This is a genomic window from Paenibacillus ehimensis NBRC 15659 (assembly GCF_004000785.1).
Lineage (GTDB): Bacteria > Bacillota > Bacilli > Paenibacillales > NBRC-103111 > Paenibacillus_G > Paenibacillus_G ehimensis.
The window spans coordinates 37,969-56,130 of record NZ_BILX01000041.1; the positions used below are offsets into that span (position 1 = coordinate 37,969).

Below are 18,162 nucleotides of genomic sequence, written 5' to 3' on the forward strand. Positions count from 1 at the left end.
AAAAGAAACGGGGAAATACACTTACGATGAGTTCTATCATTAAAATAAACGAAAAAGCAAACCATCCGCAGCCGATCATTACCGCTTCCGGTGACGGCATACCGGGCATCGAGATCGTCGAGTATGGCGATTACGCCTTCGTCATTCAGTCCATCCAGGCCCGGCTGGAGGGTCATTACCGGACCCGTTTTCAACTATATATCCAAGAGGATTACGGACAGGATCTTTGGGACCAGCTGGAGCGCGACGTACAGGCGGCGAATCCCGAGCCCGAACGGCTTTGCGCCGTCTTCGATACGGTGGAGGCCCGAACTTTCACGTTCGGAGACGCGCTGGAGGGGGAAGGACCGCGCATGTTTCCGTCGGTGCGCAATAATGTGTTTGTCTACCCGCGTTTTCGGGTGGCCATGGCACGGGTCCCGATGTTCCGGCAGCATGGCATTTTCAATGAGGATTTTATATGGGCCGAATCCGACGCGGGCTTGGCCGAGTTCCTGACCGATATGTCCCGCCGGCAGCGGCAGTACGACAGGGAGCAGGTGACCGTATTCAAGGACACCCGCGACGGGCTGGACCGCGAGCGCGAATCCTTGACCCGCGGGGTAAGCCGTGACGAAGTGGTGATGAACGAAGGCGTGAAAACGGAAATTTATCGTTCCATTGACGAGTTTTTCGCACAGGATCGGCACTTTTTCCAAACGTACGGCATCCCCTACAAACGGGGCATTCTGCTGTACGGCAAACCGGGCAACGGCAAAACGACCTTGGTCAAATCGATCGCGGGCAGCGTGGACGCGCCGGTTGCCTATTGGCAAATTACCGAATATACGACAAGCGATTCGATCCAGGAGGTGTTCGCTGCGGCTGTCCGCATGGCCCCGATGGTGCTCGTGATCGAAGATATCGATTCCATGCCGGAGTCGGCGCGGTCGTATTTTCTGAACACGCTCGACGGGGCGACCTCCAAGGAAGGCATTTTCCTGATCGGGACGACGAACTATCCGGAGAAAATCGACCCGGCGCTGATGAACCGGGCCGGCCGGTTCGACCGGGCATACGAAATCAAGCTGCCGGACGAAGATCAGCGGCACAGCTACCTGCGGCTGAAGCGGCTGCACGAGCTTCTCGACGACGAAGCGGTCGCGGTGGCGGCGAGAGCGACGGAAGGATTCACCTTCGCGCAGCTCGGCGAGCTGTATGTATCGGCTGCGCTGCGCAAGCATTACGAGCAAACCGTCGATGTGGAGCAGCTTGTGAGCGAGATGAATGCGGAGCTTGGCAAAGGACGCACCCAGATGTGGCATTCCGATCAAAAATCGTCCCGGGTCGGATTTATGAGCGGCTAAATATCGCCGAGGGATTCGCCCCCGTTTGCCGGAACATGTTACAATGAGCTTATATTTCTGGGAACGAGGGTGAAGCGGTATGGAACATGTATTTCGGGAGCGGATAACAACGGAAGACCAGCTCGAAGCTTTGCGTCCGGTCTTGGGTGTACCAGGCAAGCTTGCGGCGGACAAAGTCATCCATGCGCTTGACGCTCACAGCAAAGCGTTTATTGCCAAAGCGCCGTTTGTCGCCATCGCGACAGCGGATGCCGAGGGACATTGCGACGTCTCGCCGCGCGGGGATGCTCCCGGGTTCGTGCATGTGCTCGACGACCGGCATTTGTTCATCCCGGAGCGTCCCGGCAACCGCCGGATGGATTCCATTCATAACATTATCGCCAATCCGCACATCGGTCTGATTTTTATCATCCCCGGCCTGGAAGAAACGTTCCGCGTGAACGGCAAAGCCTGTGTTACCCGCGATCCGGAGCTGCTCAAGCTGACCGCCGTGAACGGTAAGGAGCCGCTACTTGGCATTGGAGTCGAGGTGGAGGAGTGCTACATGCACTGCGCCAAAGCGTTCAAGCGGTCCGGGCTGTGGAAGCCGGACTCCTGGCTGCCGGAGGGCGACAGACCGTCCCCTGCGCAGATCCTCGCCGCCCATGTCAAGGGCAAAGCGGAGCTTACAGTGGATGAAGTGGATCAAATGCTGCAGGAGAGCTACACGAAGCGATTGTATTAGTTAGGTAGGAGCAAGAAGGGCTTTTCAATAGTTATTGGAACAAAAATAGGAGGCTGCTGCTTTAGCGGCCTCTTAATGTTGGGGTGAATTTTATAAAAGTCATTGTAACTTAAAATGTTCATGAAATAATTCTAATTCGTCTAAGTGTTTCAGTTAGCTCTGTATAAAAGACGGAAAATGCAGGAACACGTAGTAATGTATCAATATTAAGAGTTCTTGCTAAAAGTTCGTAGTATTCTCCTGACTCGTATTTAGATCTTTTCTTGCGAAGAGAATGAGCAATGCGTAGCGCTTCTTTAAAAGTATGCTTAGGATCCTTATCCGTTAAGTTATCACTCTGAGAGCGCATTACGTACTAAAACGGGATGACTTGGATACAATAATAATGATATAATATAGTCAGATTAATGGTATGGGGAAGGGCGTGAAACGATGCATATAAAGCCGTCTACGAGCATTCGTCAGGATTACAACGGGTTTTCGAAGTTTTGCCATGAGATTGATGAACCAGTTGTGCTAACACGCAATGGAGAAGCCGATTTGGTGGTTATGAGCCATGATGCTTTTCGCCGTATGGAAGCCAGAATCAAATTGCAAGCCAAGCTTCTGGTAGCCGAGAAGCAAGTTGCTGAAGGTGCTGAACTATTGGATCATGATCAAGTCATGACGAACATGCGGAGGAAAGTGAATGCCTCCAAAGAGTAGAGTGAGATATACACCGGCAGCGGTAGATGATTTGGATGAAATTTTCTCGTATATAACCCAGGATAACCGGCAGAACGCCGAAAAGATGCTGGAAAAGTTGAACCGTGAAATCGGAGGACTTGCTGATTTTCCCCATATGGGATCCGTATTGTCAGAGGATGACTATACATTAATACAGCGCGGGTATCGTTTTATTGTTGTTTCGCCATACCTGGTTTTCTACAGAATCATAAATAACGAAGTGATCATCCATCGGATCCTGCACAGCCGAAGAGACTATTTACGGGAACTGTTTTAAGGAAACGGCTGGTCCAACACAACAAACGAATATAGAACTGTTCCAGAAGCCCTCGAAATGAAGGGCTTTTTTGTTTTGCCGTGCCAGAGAGCAAGTTTCCTTCCACCGAATATTGAAACATCAAATAACCTATGTTACTATTAACATATGATACTGATCGAGGAGTAGCTGCTCATGTCCATTACGCACGCCATTCTGGGAATTTTAAGCTGGAAGTCTGTTACGGGCTACGATTTGAAAAAAATCATTCAGGACTCCCCTTTCATGTACTGGTCGGCCAACAACAATCAGATCTACAAATCGCTGGTGCAATTGCTGGACGAAGGCTTCGTGACCTGCGAAGTTCAGCATCAGGAAAGCTCGCCCTCGAAGAAGATTTATACGATCACGGAAGAGGGACTGGCCGAGCTGAAGGATTGGGTGGTTTCCACGCCCGAACCTCCTGACTTGAAAAAGTCGTTTCTGATTCAGCTTGCTTGGGCGGACCAGCTAAACACAGACGAACTGAACGCCCTGCTCACAAAATATGAAGAGGAAGTCCGAACGCAGGTCTTATTGCAGAAGGAAAAAAAGCTCAGAGGCCCGTTTTCTCCCGGCAGAACCGCCAGAGAAATCTACTTGTGGGATATGATCTACGATAATGTGATCGATTTCTATAAACGCGAGTGGGAATGGATTCAAAAGCTGCGCAATGAACTGCTTATTCCGATGGAGAAGGAGGTCAATCAATTGAAGGTTCAAGTCGTTGAAAGAGGTACGAAAAAATACGTGGAATGCGCTTCTGCCGAAACGACGCTGCGCACAGGACAAGATGCATTGGATCTGATCGCGGCATGCTTTGAAAATGACACCAATCTATTAATGCTTCACGCGGAGGCGCTTTCCGACGATTTCTTCAACCTTAGAACGGGTCTGGCAGGAGAGATGCTGCAAAAATTCATGAACTATCGTGTGAAAGCAGCCCTTATTATAACGAACGAACGGGTTGTGAAGGGGAGATTTAAAGAGCTGCTGACCGAAGCCAACAAAGGAAATGATTTCAGGGTATTCGGCAGTGCCGGGGAAGCGGAAGAGTGGCTGCTGAACTTTTCATGACATGACGTGAAGTCCGGTGAAAGCTAATGTGCGTCTAAATCCGCAGTAGGAAAAACGGTCTACGGCATGTACGATTCGCTGCCCGGCGACATAATTGCGAAAATTTCACCAAAGCCATCTTTCCATCGGGAATGATGGCTTTATGTTTTTTTTGACAAAAGAAGCTTGCCAATCGTAACAAGAGCGGATTCCAATTCATAAATTTAAAGTATGATCTATGAGGTCTATAAAACGGAGGTTAAACAATGGACGATTTCAAAAATGAGCTTCAGAAATTGAACGTTTCCGATTTTAAAGCAGGCCGGACGATGCCGCTTCATTTTCAAGGCCAGCCCGGTGCGTCTGAAGCTCGTCTATGCTTCTTCGCCTGTTTCGGTCCCGGCTGCTTCGGTTGCTTCAATTGTTTCCGCTGCTTCGGCTGCTTCGGCTGTTTCCGCTGCTTTGGTTGCGGTTGTTTCCGGTGCCATCGTTGTGCACGCTGCTTTTAATTCGGAAGCACCGGAAAAACTTGCCCCTTGCAGCATGTTAGCTTAGCAGGTGCCCCTGTGTTAAAACGTCCAATCGTCCCAAGTTGATGGAGATATGTCTGTTTTATTTTCTAACTCCGCTGCTGCCGCCGGCGGGGTTACTTTTGCTTTCAGAAAGCGATCCGGACAAACCAAACAGGCTGACGCACGTTATGTCAGAGCGCCAACCGCCGGAGTGCAAGGTTACCCGTTCAACTGATACAGCGAAGCCATACAGTCGACGAACATTTTATTATACTCCTCGCGGGACAAGTCTTTATTGCAGTAAATATCCCGGCCCAAATACTGATACCAAGTAATTTCCGTCCCATCCTTTTTGTAAATAAAATTAGGGATACGCTCGTCGGAGATATCGCCGTCGTTCGCATGGCGGATCAAAAACGTCTCGTTCTCAAACGTGGGCACCTTCTCGTAGTCCAGTTCCGTGCCTTGCTTCTCGGCGATAAGGTTCAGCAGAACGATCAGCATTTTGAACGGATCGCGGAACATTTCAAATTGGGCGGGTTCATTCGTCTTCATCCAAGGTCGCTCCTTCATCAAGTGGAATATTCTTCGGAATATGGCTTGCACAAAAGGATTGAAAATCGCGGGTGAATCCGTTATTTTAAAATTAATAAAGCGCTTAACCATCTGGTTAAGCTTAATTATATATAGTCATCCGAAGAAAAGCAACGAAAAAACGGTAAACGCTTACAACAAAAGGAGTTCCAGCACAATGACAAAATGGGGGTCATCCGGGTGAGAATGAGCATCGGTAAAAAGTTGGCAGGAGGTTTCTTGGCTTTGGCGGTCATTTCCGGCATTTCCAGCGCTTTGTTTTACAGCTCGCTGCAGCAAATGAACCGGTCGTATGCCGATTTGATCGAAAAGCAGGGAGAGCTGAAAACGATCGCGGGCCAGGTCAAGTTTCATACGGCCGTGCAGAACGGCAGCCTGAATTCATACCTTTTGACGCAGGATCCTGCTTACATCGCAGAACTGAACCAGGCGAATGAGTTGATCGAGAAGCAGCTGACGCAGTCCAAAACGCTGCTCGCGGATTCCGGCGAGGAAGAGAAGCTTGGTTATATCATGGAGCTGAACCGGCAATACCGCACGAAAGCGGAACAGATCTTCGGGCTGGCCGGAAAAGATGCCGAAGTTGCGCGCCAGGAAGCGAGAACCGGCATTGTTCCATTGGGGGCTGCCATGATGAAGTTCGCGCAGGATTTGTCCGACCGGCAGGACCGGGCGATGGCCGCTGAGATGGAAGCGAACCGGAGTCTCGTCCACAATATAACGATGTTCACCTTATGGGTGAGTCTGGGTAATTTAGCCGTGGCTGTCATCATTGGCTTTGCTTTTTCGAGATATTTGTCCAGACCGCTCGTAGCCCTCAGCAAGGCGGCTGATTTGATCGCCGAGGGGAATCTCGGGGTCAAGGATGTGCGTGTCCGGCGGCAGGACGAAATCGGGGATTTGGCTAATTCCTTTCACCAGATGGCCGAAAGCTTGCGGCGGCTCGTTCGGCAAATCGACGATAGCTCGGGCCAGGTCGTAGGAATTTCAAGGGAGCTGCGGTCGAGCTCGGAACAAACAGGGACGGCCGCCGAGCATATTACGGAAATTATGCAGCAGCTTGCGGACGGCTCGGAGAAGCAGGTGCAATCCGTAGAGAGAAGCAGACAGTCGATCGGCGGCATGCTGGAGGGCATTCGGCGCATTGCCGATAACGGCAGGCAGGCCGGTTCGTTAGCCGGGCTTGCATTGGACAAGGCATCGGCGGGGGACAAGGAGATCGGGATTGTCATCCGCCAGATGGATTCGATCCAGACGACGATGAACAATTTGGACCAAGTGATCGGACAAATGAACCGGCGTTCCGCCGAAATCGGACAGTTGAACAGAGTGATATCGGATATCGCCACCCAGACGAATTTACTGGCATTGAATGCGGCGGTTGAAGCGGCAAGGGCGGGCGCGCATGGGCGGGGCTTTGCGGTCGTTGCTGCGGAAGTCCGCAAGCTGGCCGAACAGACGGAGCAGTCCGCCAAACAAGTCGCGGCGCTGGTGCATAATATTCAAGCGGAGACGGAGCAGGTGGTCGGCTCGGTTGCTGCGGCGTCGCATGAGGTATCGGACGGAATCCGGGTGGCCGGCGCTGCGGGACGCATATTCGAAGGGATCAAGCAGCTGGTCGACGAGGCGACGCAGCAGGTTCAAGCCGTGTCCGTCGATGCCAGCCGGTTGTCTGCCGGGGCGGCCGAGATTGTCCGGTCGATGGAATCGATCGCCTCGTTATCCGAGACGATGGCCGCAGGGACCCAGCATGTGTCGGCGGCGACCGAACAGCAATTGGCTTCGGTGCAGGAGCTGTCGGCGAATACCTCGGTATTGACGACCATGGCCGAAGAGCTGCAGGGAACGGTTCATAGGTTCAAATTATAGGGACTTTCGTCACACATTTGAAATTGATTATTGCCAACGAAGGAAGGCTTGAGTTATAATAATCACACATAAGGTAAAGCGCTTACTCTGGAAAGAACATGAACATTCTTGATTTGAAGCGAAATACTTGAAGCTTTTTGTCGAATTGTAAGCGGTTTTATTGCCGAAACGGTCATTATATGACGACGTAAAATTCCAAATCCACCGAATAAAGTGAGTTACTTGAAGGAATTCGCAGTAAAATGAAAACGTTTTTTTGTGAAATGTCGCTCTTTACTCATGAATATTGGGAAAGCGCATACTCATAAAGGGGAGGACCTGTATGAAAACGATTCGTTTAACGATGGCACAGGCATTGCTGAAATTTTTGGATAACCAGTATATCCAGATTGACGGGCAAGAACGCAAATTCGTCAAAGGCGTCATGGGGATTTTCGGACACGGGAACGTCACGGGTCTTGGCGAGGCGCTGGAGCAGGACAAAGGCTCACTTCAGTTCATCCAAGGCAAAAACGAGCAGGGCATGGCGCATGCGGCGATGGCTTACGCGAAGCAGAACAACCGGCTTGAAATCTTTGCGTGCACCTCTTCCATCGGTCCGGGCGCGTTGAATATGGTGACGGCAGCGGGTACCGCTACGGTGAACCGCATTCCGGTGCTGTTCCTGCCCGGCGATATTTTCGCTTGCAGACAGCCGGACCCCGTGCTGCAGCAAATCGAAGATCCGGCCGACTACACGATCTCGGCTAACGACGCGTTCAAGCCGGTCAGCAAATATTGGGACCGTATTTCCCGGCCCGAGCAGCTGATCACGGCGGCGCTGAACGCGATGCGCGTGCTGACCGATCCCGTCGATACGGGCGCGGTGACGCTGTCGCTTCCGCAGGACGTGCAGTGCGAGGCTTACGATTACCCGGCGGAATTTTTCGCGAAGCGGGTCCATTACATCGAGCGGCGCACCTTGTCGCAGGGGGCGTTGGACCGGGCGGTTCAAGCGATCCGCGGCAAGAAAAGACCGCTGATCATCGCCGGAGGCGGCGTTCACTACTCACTCGCGGTGAAGGAACTGATCGCCTTCGCGGAAACGTTCCAAATTCCGGTGACGGAGACGCAGGCCGGCAAAAGCGCGATGCCATGGAATCACCCGCTGTATATGGGCGCCATCGGGGTAACCGGGTCGCTTGCCGCGAACCGGCTGGCGAAGGAAGCCGATCTGATCATTTCCGTGGGAACGCGTCTGGCCGACTTCCCGACCGCATCCAAGAGCGCATTCCAGCATCCGGACGTATCGTTCCTGAACATTAACGTCAGCTCCTTCGACGCGATGAAGCTGAACGCGCTCATGGCAGTCGCTGATGCGAAGGAAGCGCTTACCGCCTTGCAGGAAGCCTTAGGGCGGGCTGGATATGAAAGCTCCTACCCGGCTGAGGAGCTGAAGGCGGAGAAGCTGGCCTGGGACCAAGAGGTCGACCGCTTGTACGCCATGGAGCTGCCGGACGGTTTGTCGCAGACGAGGGTCATCGGCGAGATCAACGCGTCGCTCCATCCAAGCGACGTGATCGTATGCGCTGCGGGCAGCCTGCCCGGCGACCTTCACCGGCTGTGGAGATGCAGCAGCCCGAATACGTACCATATGGAATACGGCTTTTCCTGCATGGGCTATGAAGTATCGGGGGCGCTTGGCGTGAAGCTGGCCGATCCCGGTCGCGAGGTGTATGCGTTCGTCGGCGACGGCAGCTTCCTGATGCTCCATTCCGAGCTGCTGACCAGTATCCAGGAAGGGCGAAAAATCAACGTGCTGCTTCTCGATAACCACGGCTATCAGTGCATTCATAATCTCCAGCGCGGACACGGCAGCCAGGGCTTCGGCAACGAATTCCGCTACCGCTCCGCCGACACGAACAGGCTGACAGGCGACTATATGCCGGTCGACTTCTCGCTCTATGCGCGGGCGCTCGGCGTCAAGACCTACTCGGTGCGCACGATTGACGAGCTGAAGGAAGCTTTGAAGAGCGCGAAGGAGCAAACCGTCTCTACCTTGATCGAAATCAAGGTGCTCCCGGGCACGAATACGGACGGCTACGAATCGTGGTGGCGCGTCGGCGTGGCGGAAGTATCGGAGAGCGAGAAGGTGCATCAAGCCTACGATACGATGCGGCAAAAGCTTGAAGTCGCGAAGGAAATTTAATTTTTATTAAGAAGGGGCCTGCATATGAACATCGATCGCTTGAAGCTGGGAATTTCCCCGATTAACTGGGTGAATGAAGATGTGCTTGAATTAGGGGATCATTATACATTCGAAGATCTGGTGACCGATTTCGCGTCTCTCGGCTTCGTTGCGACGGAGAACTGCCGCAAATTCCCGAAAGATCCGGACGTGCTGCGGGAAGCCTTGGCGGAGAAAGGCATTCGGATGACCTCGCAGTGGAAGGGCGTGCTTTTTTCGGACCCGGGCTATCGGGAGGCGGAGCTGGAGGCTTACCGCAAGCATGTGCAATTTCTGCAAAAAATGGGCAGCCAGCATGTCGTCACGTGCGAGCTCGGAGGATCGATTATCGGCGACCCGAGACGGTCGCCCGGGGACCGGGACGTGATTCCTTTTACCGACGAGGAATGGAATCATATGGTGGACGGCCTGCATCAAGCCGGGGAAATTTGCCGCGAGCATGGCATGAAGCTGGTGTACCACTACCACATCGGCACGAATGTCGAGCGTCCGGAGGAAATCGACCGCTTGATGGCCACGACCGACCCCGAGCTGGTTCATATGCTTTACGATACGGGCCACGCTTACTACGGCGGCGCCGACCCGCTTGCGCTGCTGCAGCGGTACGCCGACCGGATCGCGTATGTGCATCTTAAGGACGTGCGTCAGGACGTGCTCGACCGGGTAAGGCGGGACAAGATTCCGTTCCAGTCGGCGGTGATCCAGGGCGTCTATACGGTTCCGGGGGACGGATGCATCGATTTCGCTCCGATTTTCCGGGAGTTGTTCGCCCGCGGTTACGACGGCTGGATGATCATCGAAGCGGAGCAGGACCCGTCCGTGGCTAATCCGGTGGAATACGCGCGGAAGTCGAAGGAATATATTGCTGCGATCGTCAGCGATTTAACGACCAACATTTCGGGATAACGGGAAGGGGAATGTTTTCAGATGGCGGATCTTATTGTGCCGAGCCGCAAGACGGCGGACGAGCAAGGGAACGTACTCGCGATTACGCCGGCATCGGCGGGCTGGACCTATGTCGGCTTTGAAGTGTACCGGCTGAACCCGGGACAGCGCTTGAAGAAGGAAACGGGCGACCAAGAGGTGTGCCTGGTGCTGCTGTCGGGCAAGGCGGATGTGGCGACCTCCGAGCTAAAGCTGAACAACATCGGGCAGCGCATGAGCGTGTTCGAGCAAATCCCTCCGTACAGCGTGTATGTCCCGAACGGCGATTTCTTCGAAGTAACGGCGACGACGGAGCTGGAGCTGGCCGTATGTGCGGCGCCGGGCTACGGCAGTCATCCGGCGAGACTCATTGCTCCCGATCAGGTCGGAGTGGAGACGAGAGGCTACGGAAATATCGAGCGGCATATCCATAACATTTTGCCGGAGCAGTCGCCTGCGGACAGCCTGCTTGTGGTCGAGGTATTTACCCCGAATGGGCATTGGTCCAGCTACCCGCCGCATAAGCATGATCAGGACAATTTGCCGAGCGAATCGTATCTTGAAGAAACGTATTACCATAAAATCAACCCGGCTGAAGGCTTTGCCGTGCAAAGGGTGTACACGCTCGACGGAGAGCTGGATGAAACGATGATCGTGAAAAACGGGGACGCCGTGCTGGTGCCTAAAGGCTTCCATCCCGTGTCCGCCCCTCCGGGGTACGATGTCTACTATTTGAACGTGATGGCGGGTCCGGTGCGCACCTGGCGGTTTTATAACGATCCGGCGCACGAATGGCTGATGACGAATCCCCAAAAATAAATCCAAGCGCATACGACGGAGGTGCGACGAGAGATGAATCATATCACGTTCCGGCAGGACCGGGAGCTGGATTTTATCGGGCTTGGCCGGCTGTGCATTGACCTGAACGCCAACGAGATTAACCGGCCGATGGAGGAAACGCTTACCTTTACGAAATATGTAGGCGGATCGCCCGCCAACATTACGATTGCGTTGGCCAAATTAGGCGCGCGCACGGGTTTTATCGGCAAAGTATCGGACGATCAATTCGGCCGTTTCATCAAGAGCTACCTGCACAAGCTGAACATCGATACGCGCAATGTGGTGACTGATCATACCGGCGCGGTGACGGGACTGGCGTTTACCGAAATCAAGTCGCCGACCGATTGCAGCATCCTGATGTACCGTGACAACGTGGCCGATCTGAAGCTGGAGCCGGGCGAGGTGCAGGAGGATTTCATCAAGCGGGCGAAGGCGATTTTGATCTCCGGCACGGCGCTGGCGCAAAGCCCGTCCAGGGAAGCCGTATTCCAAGCGATCGAATATGCGCGGAAGCATCAAGTGGTCATTATTTTCGACGTCGATTACCGCCGCTGGACGTGGAAGTCGAAGGAAGAGACAGCCATTTACTGCAATCTGGTAGCCGAGCAGTGCGATGTCATTATTGCCGGCAGAGAAGAATTTGATGTCATGGAAATCGTAACCGGACCGGAAATCAAGGACGATCTTGCGACGGCGCAGCGCTGGTTCGAGCGTCAGGCGAAAATCGTCGTCGTCAAGCATGGCGGGGACGGCTCCATTGTCTTCACGAAGGACGGGGGCAGCAGCCGGGGCGGCATTTTCCCGGCGAAGCAGGTGATCAAAACGTTCGGTGCGGGCGATTCGTTCGCAGGCGCGTTCATTTACGGCCTGCTGCAGGGCTGGCCGGTCGAGAAGTGCCAGGAGTTCGGCAGCGCGTCGGCTTCCATCGTCGTGTCCAGCCACAGCTGCTCCGATGCGATGCCGACGGTGGAGCAGATCGAGAATTTGATCAAGGAGCACCGGGCGAATAGCGGCGTTTAATCCACACAACCACAAAGAAAAGGGGAACATAGAGCATGTCTAACAAAAAGCTTCTGCAAAATTACATTGGCGGGCAATGGGTGGATGCCACTTCGGGCAAAGAAGATATCGTGACGAATCCGGCTACCGGCGAAGTGCTGGCGAGAGTGCCGCTGTCTTCGCGGGACGATCTCGACCAAGCGGTCCGGACGGCGAAAGAAGCGTTCAAGCAGTGGAGCCGCGTGCCGGTGCCGAGAAGAGCGCGCATCATGTTCAAATACCAGCAGCTGCTCGTGGAGCATTGGGATGAGCTGGCCCGGCTGGTGACGCTGGAGAACGGCAAAAACTACGCCGAGGCTTACGGCGAAGTGCAGCGGGGCATCGAATGCGTCGAATTCGCTGCGGGCGTGCCGACCTTGATGATGGGGAGCATGCTGCCGGATATCGCGACCGGTCTGGAATCGAACATGTACCGTTATCCGATCGGCGTAGTCGGCGGAATTACGCCGTTCAACTTCCCGATGATGGTGCCTTGCTGGATGTTCCCGCTCGCCATCGCTTGTGGCAATACCTTCGTCTTGAAGCCATCGGAAAGAACTCCGATTCTGGCGTGCCGCTTGGCGGAATTGCTGAAGGATGCGGGCCTGCCGGACGGCGTGTTCAACATCGTCCACGGGGCGCACGATGTCGTCAACGGCCTGCTGGAGCATCAGGATGTAGCGGCGATTTCTTTCGTAGGCTCGCAGCCGGTGGCCGAATACGTATATAAAACGGCAGCGGCTCACGGCAAACGGGTGCAGGCGCTCGGCGGAGCCAAAAACCACTCCATCGTGCTGCCGGATGCGGATATGGACCTGGCCGTCAAAGAAATTATTAATGCGGCTTTCGGCTCGGCGGGCGAACGGTGCATGGCTTGCTCCGTTGTCGTGGCCGTAGGCGATGCCGCCGATACGCTGGCCGAGCGTCTCGTTGCGGCAGCCAAGCAGCTCACGATCGGCAACGGCATCGAAAAAGGCAACTTCCTTGGCCCGGTCATCCGCCAATCGCATAAAGAAAGAACGCTTGGATATATCGAAAAAGGAAGCGAAGAAGGAGCGACGCTCTTGCTTGACGGACGCGAATGCGAAGCGGCTTCGGGAGAAGGCTATTTCGTCGGGCCGACGATCTTCGATCACGCGAAGCCGGGCATGACGATCTGGAACGATGAAATTTTTGCGCCCGTGCTGCAGATCGTGCGCGCGGACAGCTTGAGCGAAGCGATTGAAATCGCCAACCAGTCCGAATTCGCCAACGGTGCCTGCTTGTACACGGACAGCGCCAAAGCCGTGCGCCAGTTCCGGGAAACGATCGACGCCGGCATGCTCGGCATTAACGTAGGGGTGCCCGCGCCGATGGCCTTCTTCCCGTTCTCCGGCTACAAGAAGTCGTTCTACGGGGATCTGCACGCCAACGGCAAGGACGGGGTCGAGTTCTACACGCGCAAAAAAATGGTGACAGCCCGCTATTAAGGGGAGGCGGCTTCGCTTGCCGCAGCATGGCGGCAGCGAAGCCGCACGTCCGATTCATAGAAGGGAGCTTCGGCATGAACCACGGCAATAAAAAGCAAGTTCGCGTCGGCATGGTCGGCTACAAATTTATGGGCAAGGTGCACAGCCACGCTTATCGCGACGTGCCGTTCTACTTCGAGCCGGAGGCTGTGCCGGTGCTGCAGGCGATCGCGGGACGCAACGAAGCGGAGCTGAAGCAGACGGCCGCCAAGCTGGGGTGGCTGAGCTGCGAGACCGACTGGCGGCGGTTGATCGAGCGGGACGATATCGACTTAATCGACATCGTTGCTCCGAATCATCTGCATGCGGAGATTGCGATTGCCGCAGCGGAAGCGGGCAAGCATATTTTATGCGAAAAGCCGCTCGCCATGACGTTGGAGCAGGCTTACCGGATGCGGGACGCGGCGAAGAAAAGCGGCGTCGTGCACATGCTTTCGCACAACTACCGCTTCGCTCCGGCCGTCCAGTACGCCAAGCAATTGATTGCATCGGGACGGCTCGGCCGAATTTATCATCTTCGCGCCACCTATTTGCAGGACTGGCTGATCGACCCGCGCTACCCGATGGAATGGCGGCTTCAGAAGGAGCTGACGGGCTCGGGCGTGCTCGGGGATATCGGCTCGCATATTATCGATTTGGCCCGTTTTCTGGTCGGCGGCATCAGCGAGGTTGTCGGCAGGATGGACACGATTGTGAAACGGCGCCCGCTGCCGGGACAGCCCATGTCAGAGGAGCCGGATAGGGCCCCCATGGGCGACGTGACGGTGGATGACGCCTGCTCGTTTCTGGCCACCTTCGAGAACGGGGCGACGGGCGTTTTCGAGGCGACGCGCTTTGCCGGCGGCAACCGGGTCGGCAACCGTTTTGAGATCAATGGGGAAAAGGGCTCCGTGCGCTGGGATATGGAAAATATGAATCACCTTCAAGTGTATTTCGTGGACGACGAGCCGGGATTGCAGGGCTTTCGCACGATTCTTTGCACGGAGGCGCAGCACCCGTTTGCCGGGAATTACTGGCCGTCCGGCCATATCATCGGCTACGAGCATACGTTTATTAATCTGGTTTCGGAGCTGATGAACGGCATTGCCCGGGGGGACAGCCCGCAGCCCAATTTTGACGATGGAGTGGCCAATCAAGAGGTGCTGGCCGCCGTGGAAAAGTCCGTCATCACGAAAAAATGGGAGACGGTCGGCAAATAAAAAAACGTGTAAAGAAAATCACAGAAGCGTATTGCAATTTCTCAAAACCCTAGATATAATCGCATTAAGGAAAGCGCTTTATTTATCTCGATTGGGATAGCTCTTCCAAATGACAATGCCGATAAATAAAGGAAAGTCGTGGAAAATGGAACGTTATCAAGGTCATGGTAAAGCGGCTTATACGGGGGGAAACGGATTATTTTTTTTAGATTTTGATTAAGCGCTTACTTTCATCCTGGCGGTACACACGGAGAAAGGCTTTGCTTTTTGAAAGGGGTTACGACATGGGAGAACGCGATGCTTTATTGGAACTGAGGGGAATCAGCAAAAGCTTCTCGGGTAACCAGGTGCTGAAGGAGATTCATCTGGACATCCGGCCGGGCGAGGTGCATGTCCTGCTGGGAGAGAACGGAGCCGGCAAATCGACGCTGATCAAGATTATGACCGGCGCGTATACGAAAGATTCCGGCGACATCCTCTGGGAGTCGAACAAGGTGGAAATCAACGGCCCGGTCGACGCCATGAATCTCGGGATCGCCACGATCTATCAGGAGCTTAACCTTATTCCCGAGCTGACGGTATACGAGAACATCTTTTTGGGCCGGGAGCTGAAGAAGAACGGCAAATATTCGCTGCTGGATCGCAAGACAATGCGGCTCAAGGCCAAGGAATATTTGAAGCAGCTCGGGCAGGATATTTCCCCGGACGCCAAGGTTTCCTCGCTCGGAATCGGGCAGCAGCAGTTGGTCGAAATTGCGAAAGCGTTAACCATCAATGCGAAGCTGATCATCATGGACGAGCCGTCCTCCAGCTTGAGCGAATCGGAAATCGAGCAGCTGCTGACGACGGTGATGGAGCTGCGCAAGCAAGGAATTGCGATCGTTTACATTTCGCACAAGCTGGAAGAAAACAAGCGGATCGGCGACCGGATCTCGATCTTGCGGGACGGCCGTAAAATCGAAACGCTGAGCATGGCGGAGACGGACACCGAGAAGATGATCCAATTGATGGTCGGCCGGAGCCTGGACGAGAAATATCCGAAAATGAACTTCCAGCTCGGAGAAGAAGGCCTGAGAGTCGAAGGGCTGCGGCTGAAGAATTCGAGCAAGGAGGTCAGCTTCACGGCGTATCAAGGACAAATCCTGGGGATCTCCGGACTTGTCGGCGCCGGGAGAACGGAGCTGGCCCGGGGCATCTTCGGGGTCGATCCGATCGATCAGGGCAAGGTGTACGTGTTCGGGAAAGAGGTCAAGATCAAGTGCCCGGAGGACGCGATCAAAGCGGGACTTGCTTTTATTACCGAGGACCGCAAGGGCGAAGGCTTGATCCTCGACCAGACGCTCGAATTCAATATCACCGTCGCCAGCCTGAAGAAGTTGAAGAAAAACAAGTTTTTGCACAAAGACAAGATGAAAGCGCTTGCTAACGATTATTTGAAGGAGCTGCAGGTGCGCCCCGGAGATATTGCCGCACAGGCGCGCAAGCTCAGCGGCGGCAATCAGCAGAAGGTTGTCATCGCCAAATGGCTTTGTACGAACGCTAAAGTATTCATCTTCGACGAACCGACAAGAGGGATTGACGTCGGCGCGAAGGTTGAGGTGTACCGGCTGATCAATTCATTGGTGCAGGACGGTGCGGTGGTGATCATTATATCGTCGGAGCTGCCCGAGATACTGGGCATTTGCGACCGCATTCTGGTCATGAACGAAGGGCAGATCGTCGACGACATGCTCAGGGAACAGGCGGATCAGGAAAAAATCATGAAGTCCGCGACAAGGGGGAATTAAGATGTCTGCTGTCATCGTTGAAAAAAGCGAAGCAAGGAAAGTCAAGTCCAACGGTTTTATAAGCAAATTCGGCGCATTGATCGGCTTGATTATTTTATGTACGGTATTGACCATCCTAAGCGATAATTTCTTGACCGTGGACAACGTGATGAACATCGCCCGCCAATCCTCGATTAACGCGCTGCTGGCGATCGGGATGCTGCTGCCGATTTTGACGGCGGGGATCGACTTGTCCGTCGGCTCGATATTGGCGCTGTCCATCATGATCATGGGGATCGTTTCCGTCAATATGGGGCTTAACCCATATCTCGGCATTGTCGTTTGTCTCGGTGTCGGCGCGCTGCTCGGCTGGACGAACGGCATCATGCTGACGAAGCTGAAGCTGCCGCATCCGTTCATCTCCACGCTGGGCACAATGAACATCGCCCGCGGGATCGCCTTGATTATTACCGGAGCGGCCCCGATTGCCGGCTTCGCCGCGCCGATCCAATTCGCAGGCAGCGAGTTCATCGGTCCCGTGCCGTTCAGTTTTATTCTGGTCATCGTCGTTTATATTCTCTTCGATATTTTCTTGAACCGCACTTCGACAGGGCGCTACATCTACGCGATCGGCGGGAACAAGGAAACGGCCCGTCTGTCCGGGATTAACGTGAATAAAATTCTCGTCATCGTCTACACCTTGAGCGGCTTGATGGCCGGTTTGGCCGGACTGGTTATGGTCGGGCGCGTCAACTCGGCGTTTCCGCTGGCCGGAATGGGCTACGAATTGGATGCGATCGCTGCGGTCATCATTGGCGGCGCAAGCTTCTTCGGCGGCGTCGGCACGGTCTGGGGCACGCTGATCGGCGCCACGATTATCGCGGTGCTCCGCAACGGCTTGAATCTGCTTAACGTCTCCGCCGACTTTCAGATGGCGATCATCGGTTTGGTTATCGTAGCGGCGGTTTATGTGGACGTGCTGCGCCAGCGCTCCTTCAAGAAATAGACGGCGGCATCATTTCGAAATCACCGAAACCCGTACAAGGAGAGAACACAATGGAAAAACCGATTCGCTGCGCGGTGCTGGGGCTTGGAAGATTGGGCTACTGGCACGCGGAAAATGTAGCCTCGAAGGTGAAGGGAGCCAAGCTCGTATGCGTGGCCGATCCGCAAACGGCTCATGCGGCCAAGGTGGCCGGAGAGCTCGGCGTAGACCGGTACACGGGGAACTTGAATGAAGTGTTCGAGGACGACTCGATCGATGCGGTCGTTATCGCGTCTCCGACAAGTACGCATGCCGACATGATCTCGCAGGCTGCACGCAACGGCAAGCATATTTTTGTGGAGAAGCCTCTGACGGTCGATCTGCAGGAAGCCTCGGACGTCCTCCGCGTCCTCGAAGAAACGAAGGTCGTCTGCCAGGTCGGGTTCATGAGAAGGTTTGACCCCGCTTACGCTGAGGCGAAGAAAAGAATCGCACGCGGCGATATCGGCAAGCCGATTTATTACAAGGGCGTCTCCCGCGACCCCGGCTCGCC

General features: G+C 54.4%; 16 protein-coding genes. 15 read left to right on the top strand and 1 reads right to left on the bottom strand.

What is annotated here, in order from left to right:
- Window positions 1–26: 26 nt before the first annotated feature.
- From PEH01S_RS21650 to PEH01S_RS21670, 5 genes are all read left to right on the top strand, one after another.
- Window positions 27–1,346: an AAA family ATPase gene (locus PEH01S_RS21650; protein WP_127487953.1), complete on the top strand. Its 1,320-nt coding sequence runs from the start codon at window positions 27–29 to the stop codon at window positions 1,344–1,346.
- A 79-nt stretch (window positions 1,347–1,425) separates the two neighbouring features.
- Complete coding sequence (locus tag PEH01S_RS21655; RefSeq protein ID WP_025852884.1) at window positions 1,426–2,070, top strand: pyridoxamine 5'-phosphate oxidase family protein; 645 nt, start codon at window positions 1,426–1,428, stop codon at window positions 2,068–2,070.
- A gap of 432 nt (window positions 2,071–2,502) precedes the next feature.
- Entirely contained in the window at window positions 2,503–2,775 is a 273-nt protein-coding gene (locus PEH01S_RS21660; protein ID WP_025852885.1) for a type II toxin-antitoxin system Phd/YefM family antitoxin, read from the top strand.
- Window positions 2,759–3,073: a type II toxin-antitoxin system RelE/ParE family toxin gene (locus PEH01S_RS21665; protein ID WP_025852886.1), complete on the top strand. Its 315-nt coding sequence runs from the start codon at window positions 2,759–2,761 to the stop codon at window positions 3,071–3,073. Before PEH01S_RS21660 ends, PEH01S_RS21665 begins: the two co-directional genes overlap by 17 nt.
- A 174-nt stretch (window positions 3,074–3,247) precedes the next feature.
- The gene (locus PEH01S_RS21670; RefSeq protein ID WP_127487955.1) at window positions 3,248–4,168 is read left to right on the top strand and encodes a DUF4180 domain-containing protein; all 921 of its coding nucleotides are present in this window, start codon (window positions 3,248–3,250) and stop codon (window positions 4,166–4,168) included.
- Between the two features lie 710 nt (window positions 4,169–4,878).
- Here PEH01S_RS21670 and PEH01S_RS21675 read toward each other — a convergent pair.
- Complete coding sequence (locus PEH01S_RS21675) at window positions 4,879–5,214, bottom strand: hypothetical protein (protein WP_025852889.1); 336 nt, start codon at window positions 5,212–5,214, stop codon at window positions 4,879–4,881.
- Window positions 5,215–5,439: 225 nt separating this feature from the next.
- On the opposite strand from PEH01S_RS21675, the gene PEH01S_RS21680 reads away from it, so the two are divergent.
- The 10 genes from PEH01S_RS21680 to PEH01S_RS21725 form a co-directional block, all read left to right on the top strand.
- Entirely contained in the window at window positions 5,440–7,122 is a 1,683-nt protein-coding gene (locus PEH01S_RS21680) for a methyl-accepting chemotaxis protein (protein ID WP_281281508.1), read from the top strand.
- 322 nt (window positions 7,123–7,444) lie between these two features.
- On the top strand, window positions 7,445–9,310 hold the full coding sequence (gene iolD / locus PEH01S_RS21685; RefSeq protein WP_127487959.1) for a 3D-(3,5/4)-trihydroxycyclohexane-1,2-dione acylhydrolase (decyclizing): 1,866 nt from the start codon (window positions 7,445–7,447) through the stop codon (window positions 9,308–9,310).
- Between the two features lie 24 nt (window positions 9,311–9,334).
- Window positions 9,335–10,255 carry a myo-inosose-2 dehydratase gene (gene iolE, locus PEH01S_RS21690; protein ID WP_127487961.1) on the top strand — a complete coding sequence of 307 codons (921 nt, stop codon included), beginning with the start codon at window positions 9,335–9,337 and terminating at the stop codon, window positions 10,253–10,255.
- Between the two features lie 21 nt (window positions 10,256–10,276).
- Complete coding sequence (gene iolB / locus PEH01S_RS21695) at window positions 10,277–11,092, top strand: 5-deoxy-glucuronate isomerase (protein WP_127487963.1); 816 nt, start codon at window positions 10,277–10,279, stop codon at window positions 11,090–11,092.
- Between the two features lie 33 nt (window positions 11,093–11,125).
- Window positions 11,126–12,133, top strand: coding sequence for a 5-dehydro-2-deoxygluconokinase (gene iolC, locus PEH01S_RS21700; RefSeq protein WP_025852894.1), 1,008 nt, complete (start codon window positions 11,126–11,128; stop codon window positions 12,131–12,133).
- A 35-nt stretch (window positions 12,134–12,168) separates the two neighbouring features.
- Window positions 12,169–13,620 carry a CoA-acylating methylmalonate-semialdehyde dehydrogenase gene (locus PEH01S_RS21705; RefSeq protein WP_127487965.1) on the top strand — a complete coding sequence of 484 codons (1,452 nt, stop codon included), beginning with the start codon at window positions 12,169–12,171 and terminating at the stop codon, window positions 13,618–13,620.
- A gap of 74 nt (window positions 13,621–13,694) precedes the next feature.
- The gene (locus tag PEH01S_RS21710) at window positions 13,695–14,858 is read left to right on the top strand and encodes a Gfo/Idh/MocA family protein (RefSeq protein ID WP_246063027.1); all 1,164 of its coding nucleotides are present in this window, start codon (window positions 13,695–13,697) and stop codon (window positions 14,856–14,858) included.
- Between the two features lie 284 nt (window positions 14,859–15,142).
- Window positions 15,143–16,645, top strand: coding sequence for a sugar ABC transporter ATP-binding protein (locus PEH01S_RS21715; protein WP_025852897.1), 1,503 nt, complete (start codon window positions 15,143–15,145; stop codon window positions 16,643–16,645).
- A gap of 1 nt (window position 16,646) precedes the next feature.
- On the top strand, window positions 16,647–17,630 hold the full coding sequence (locus tag PEH01S_RS21720; RefSeq protein ID WP_025852898.1) for an ABC transporter permease: 984 nt from the start codon (window positions 16,647–16,649) through the stop codon (window positions 17,628–17,630).
- Between the two features lie 50 nt (window positions 17,631–17,680).
- The coding region (locus PEH01S_RS21725; protein WP_164827969.1) for a Gfo/Idh/MocA family oxidoreductase at window positions 17,681–18,162 on the top strand (482 nt) is incomplete at its 3' end.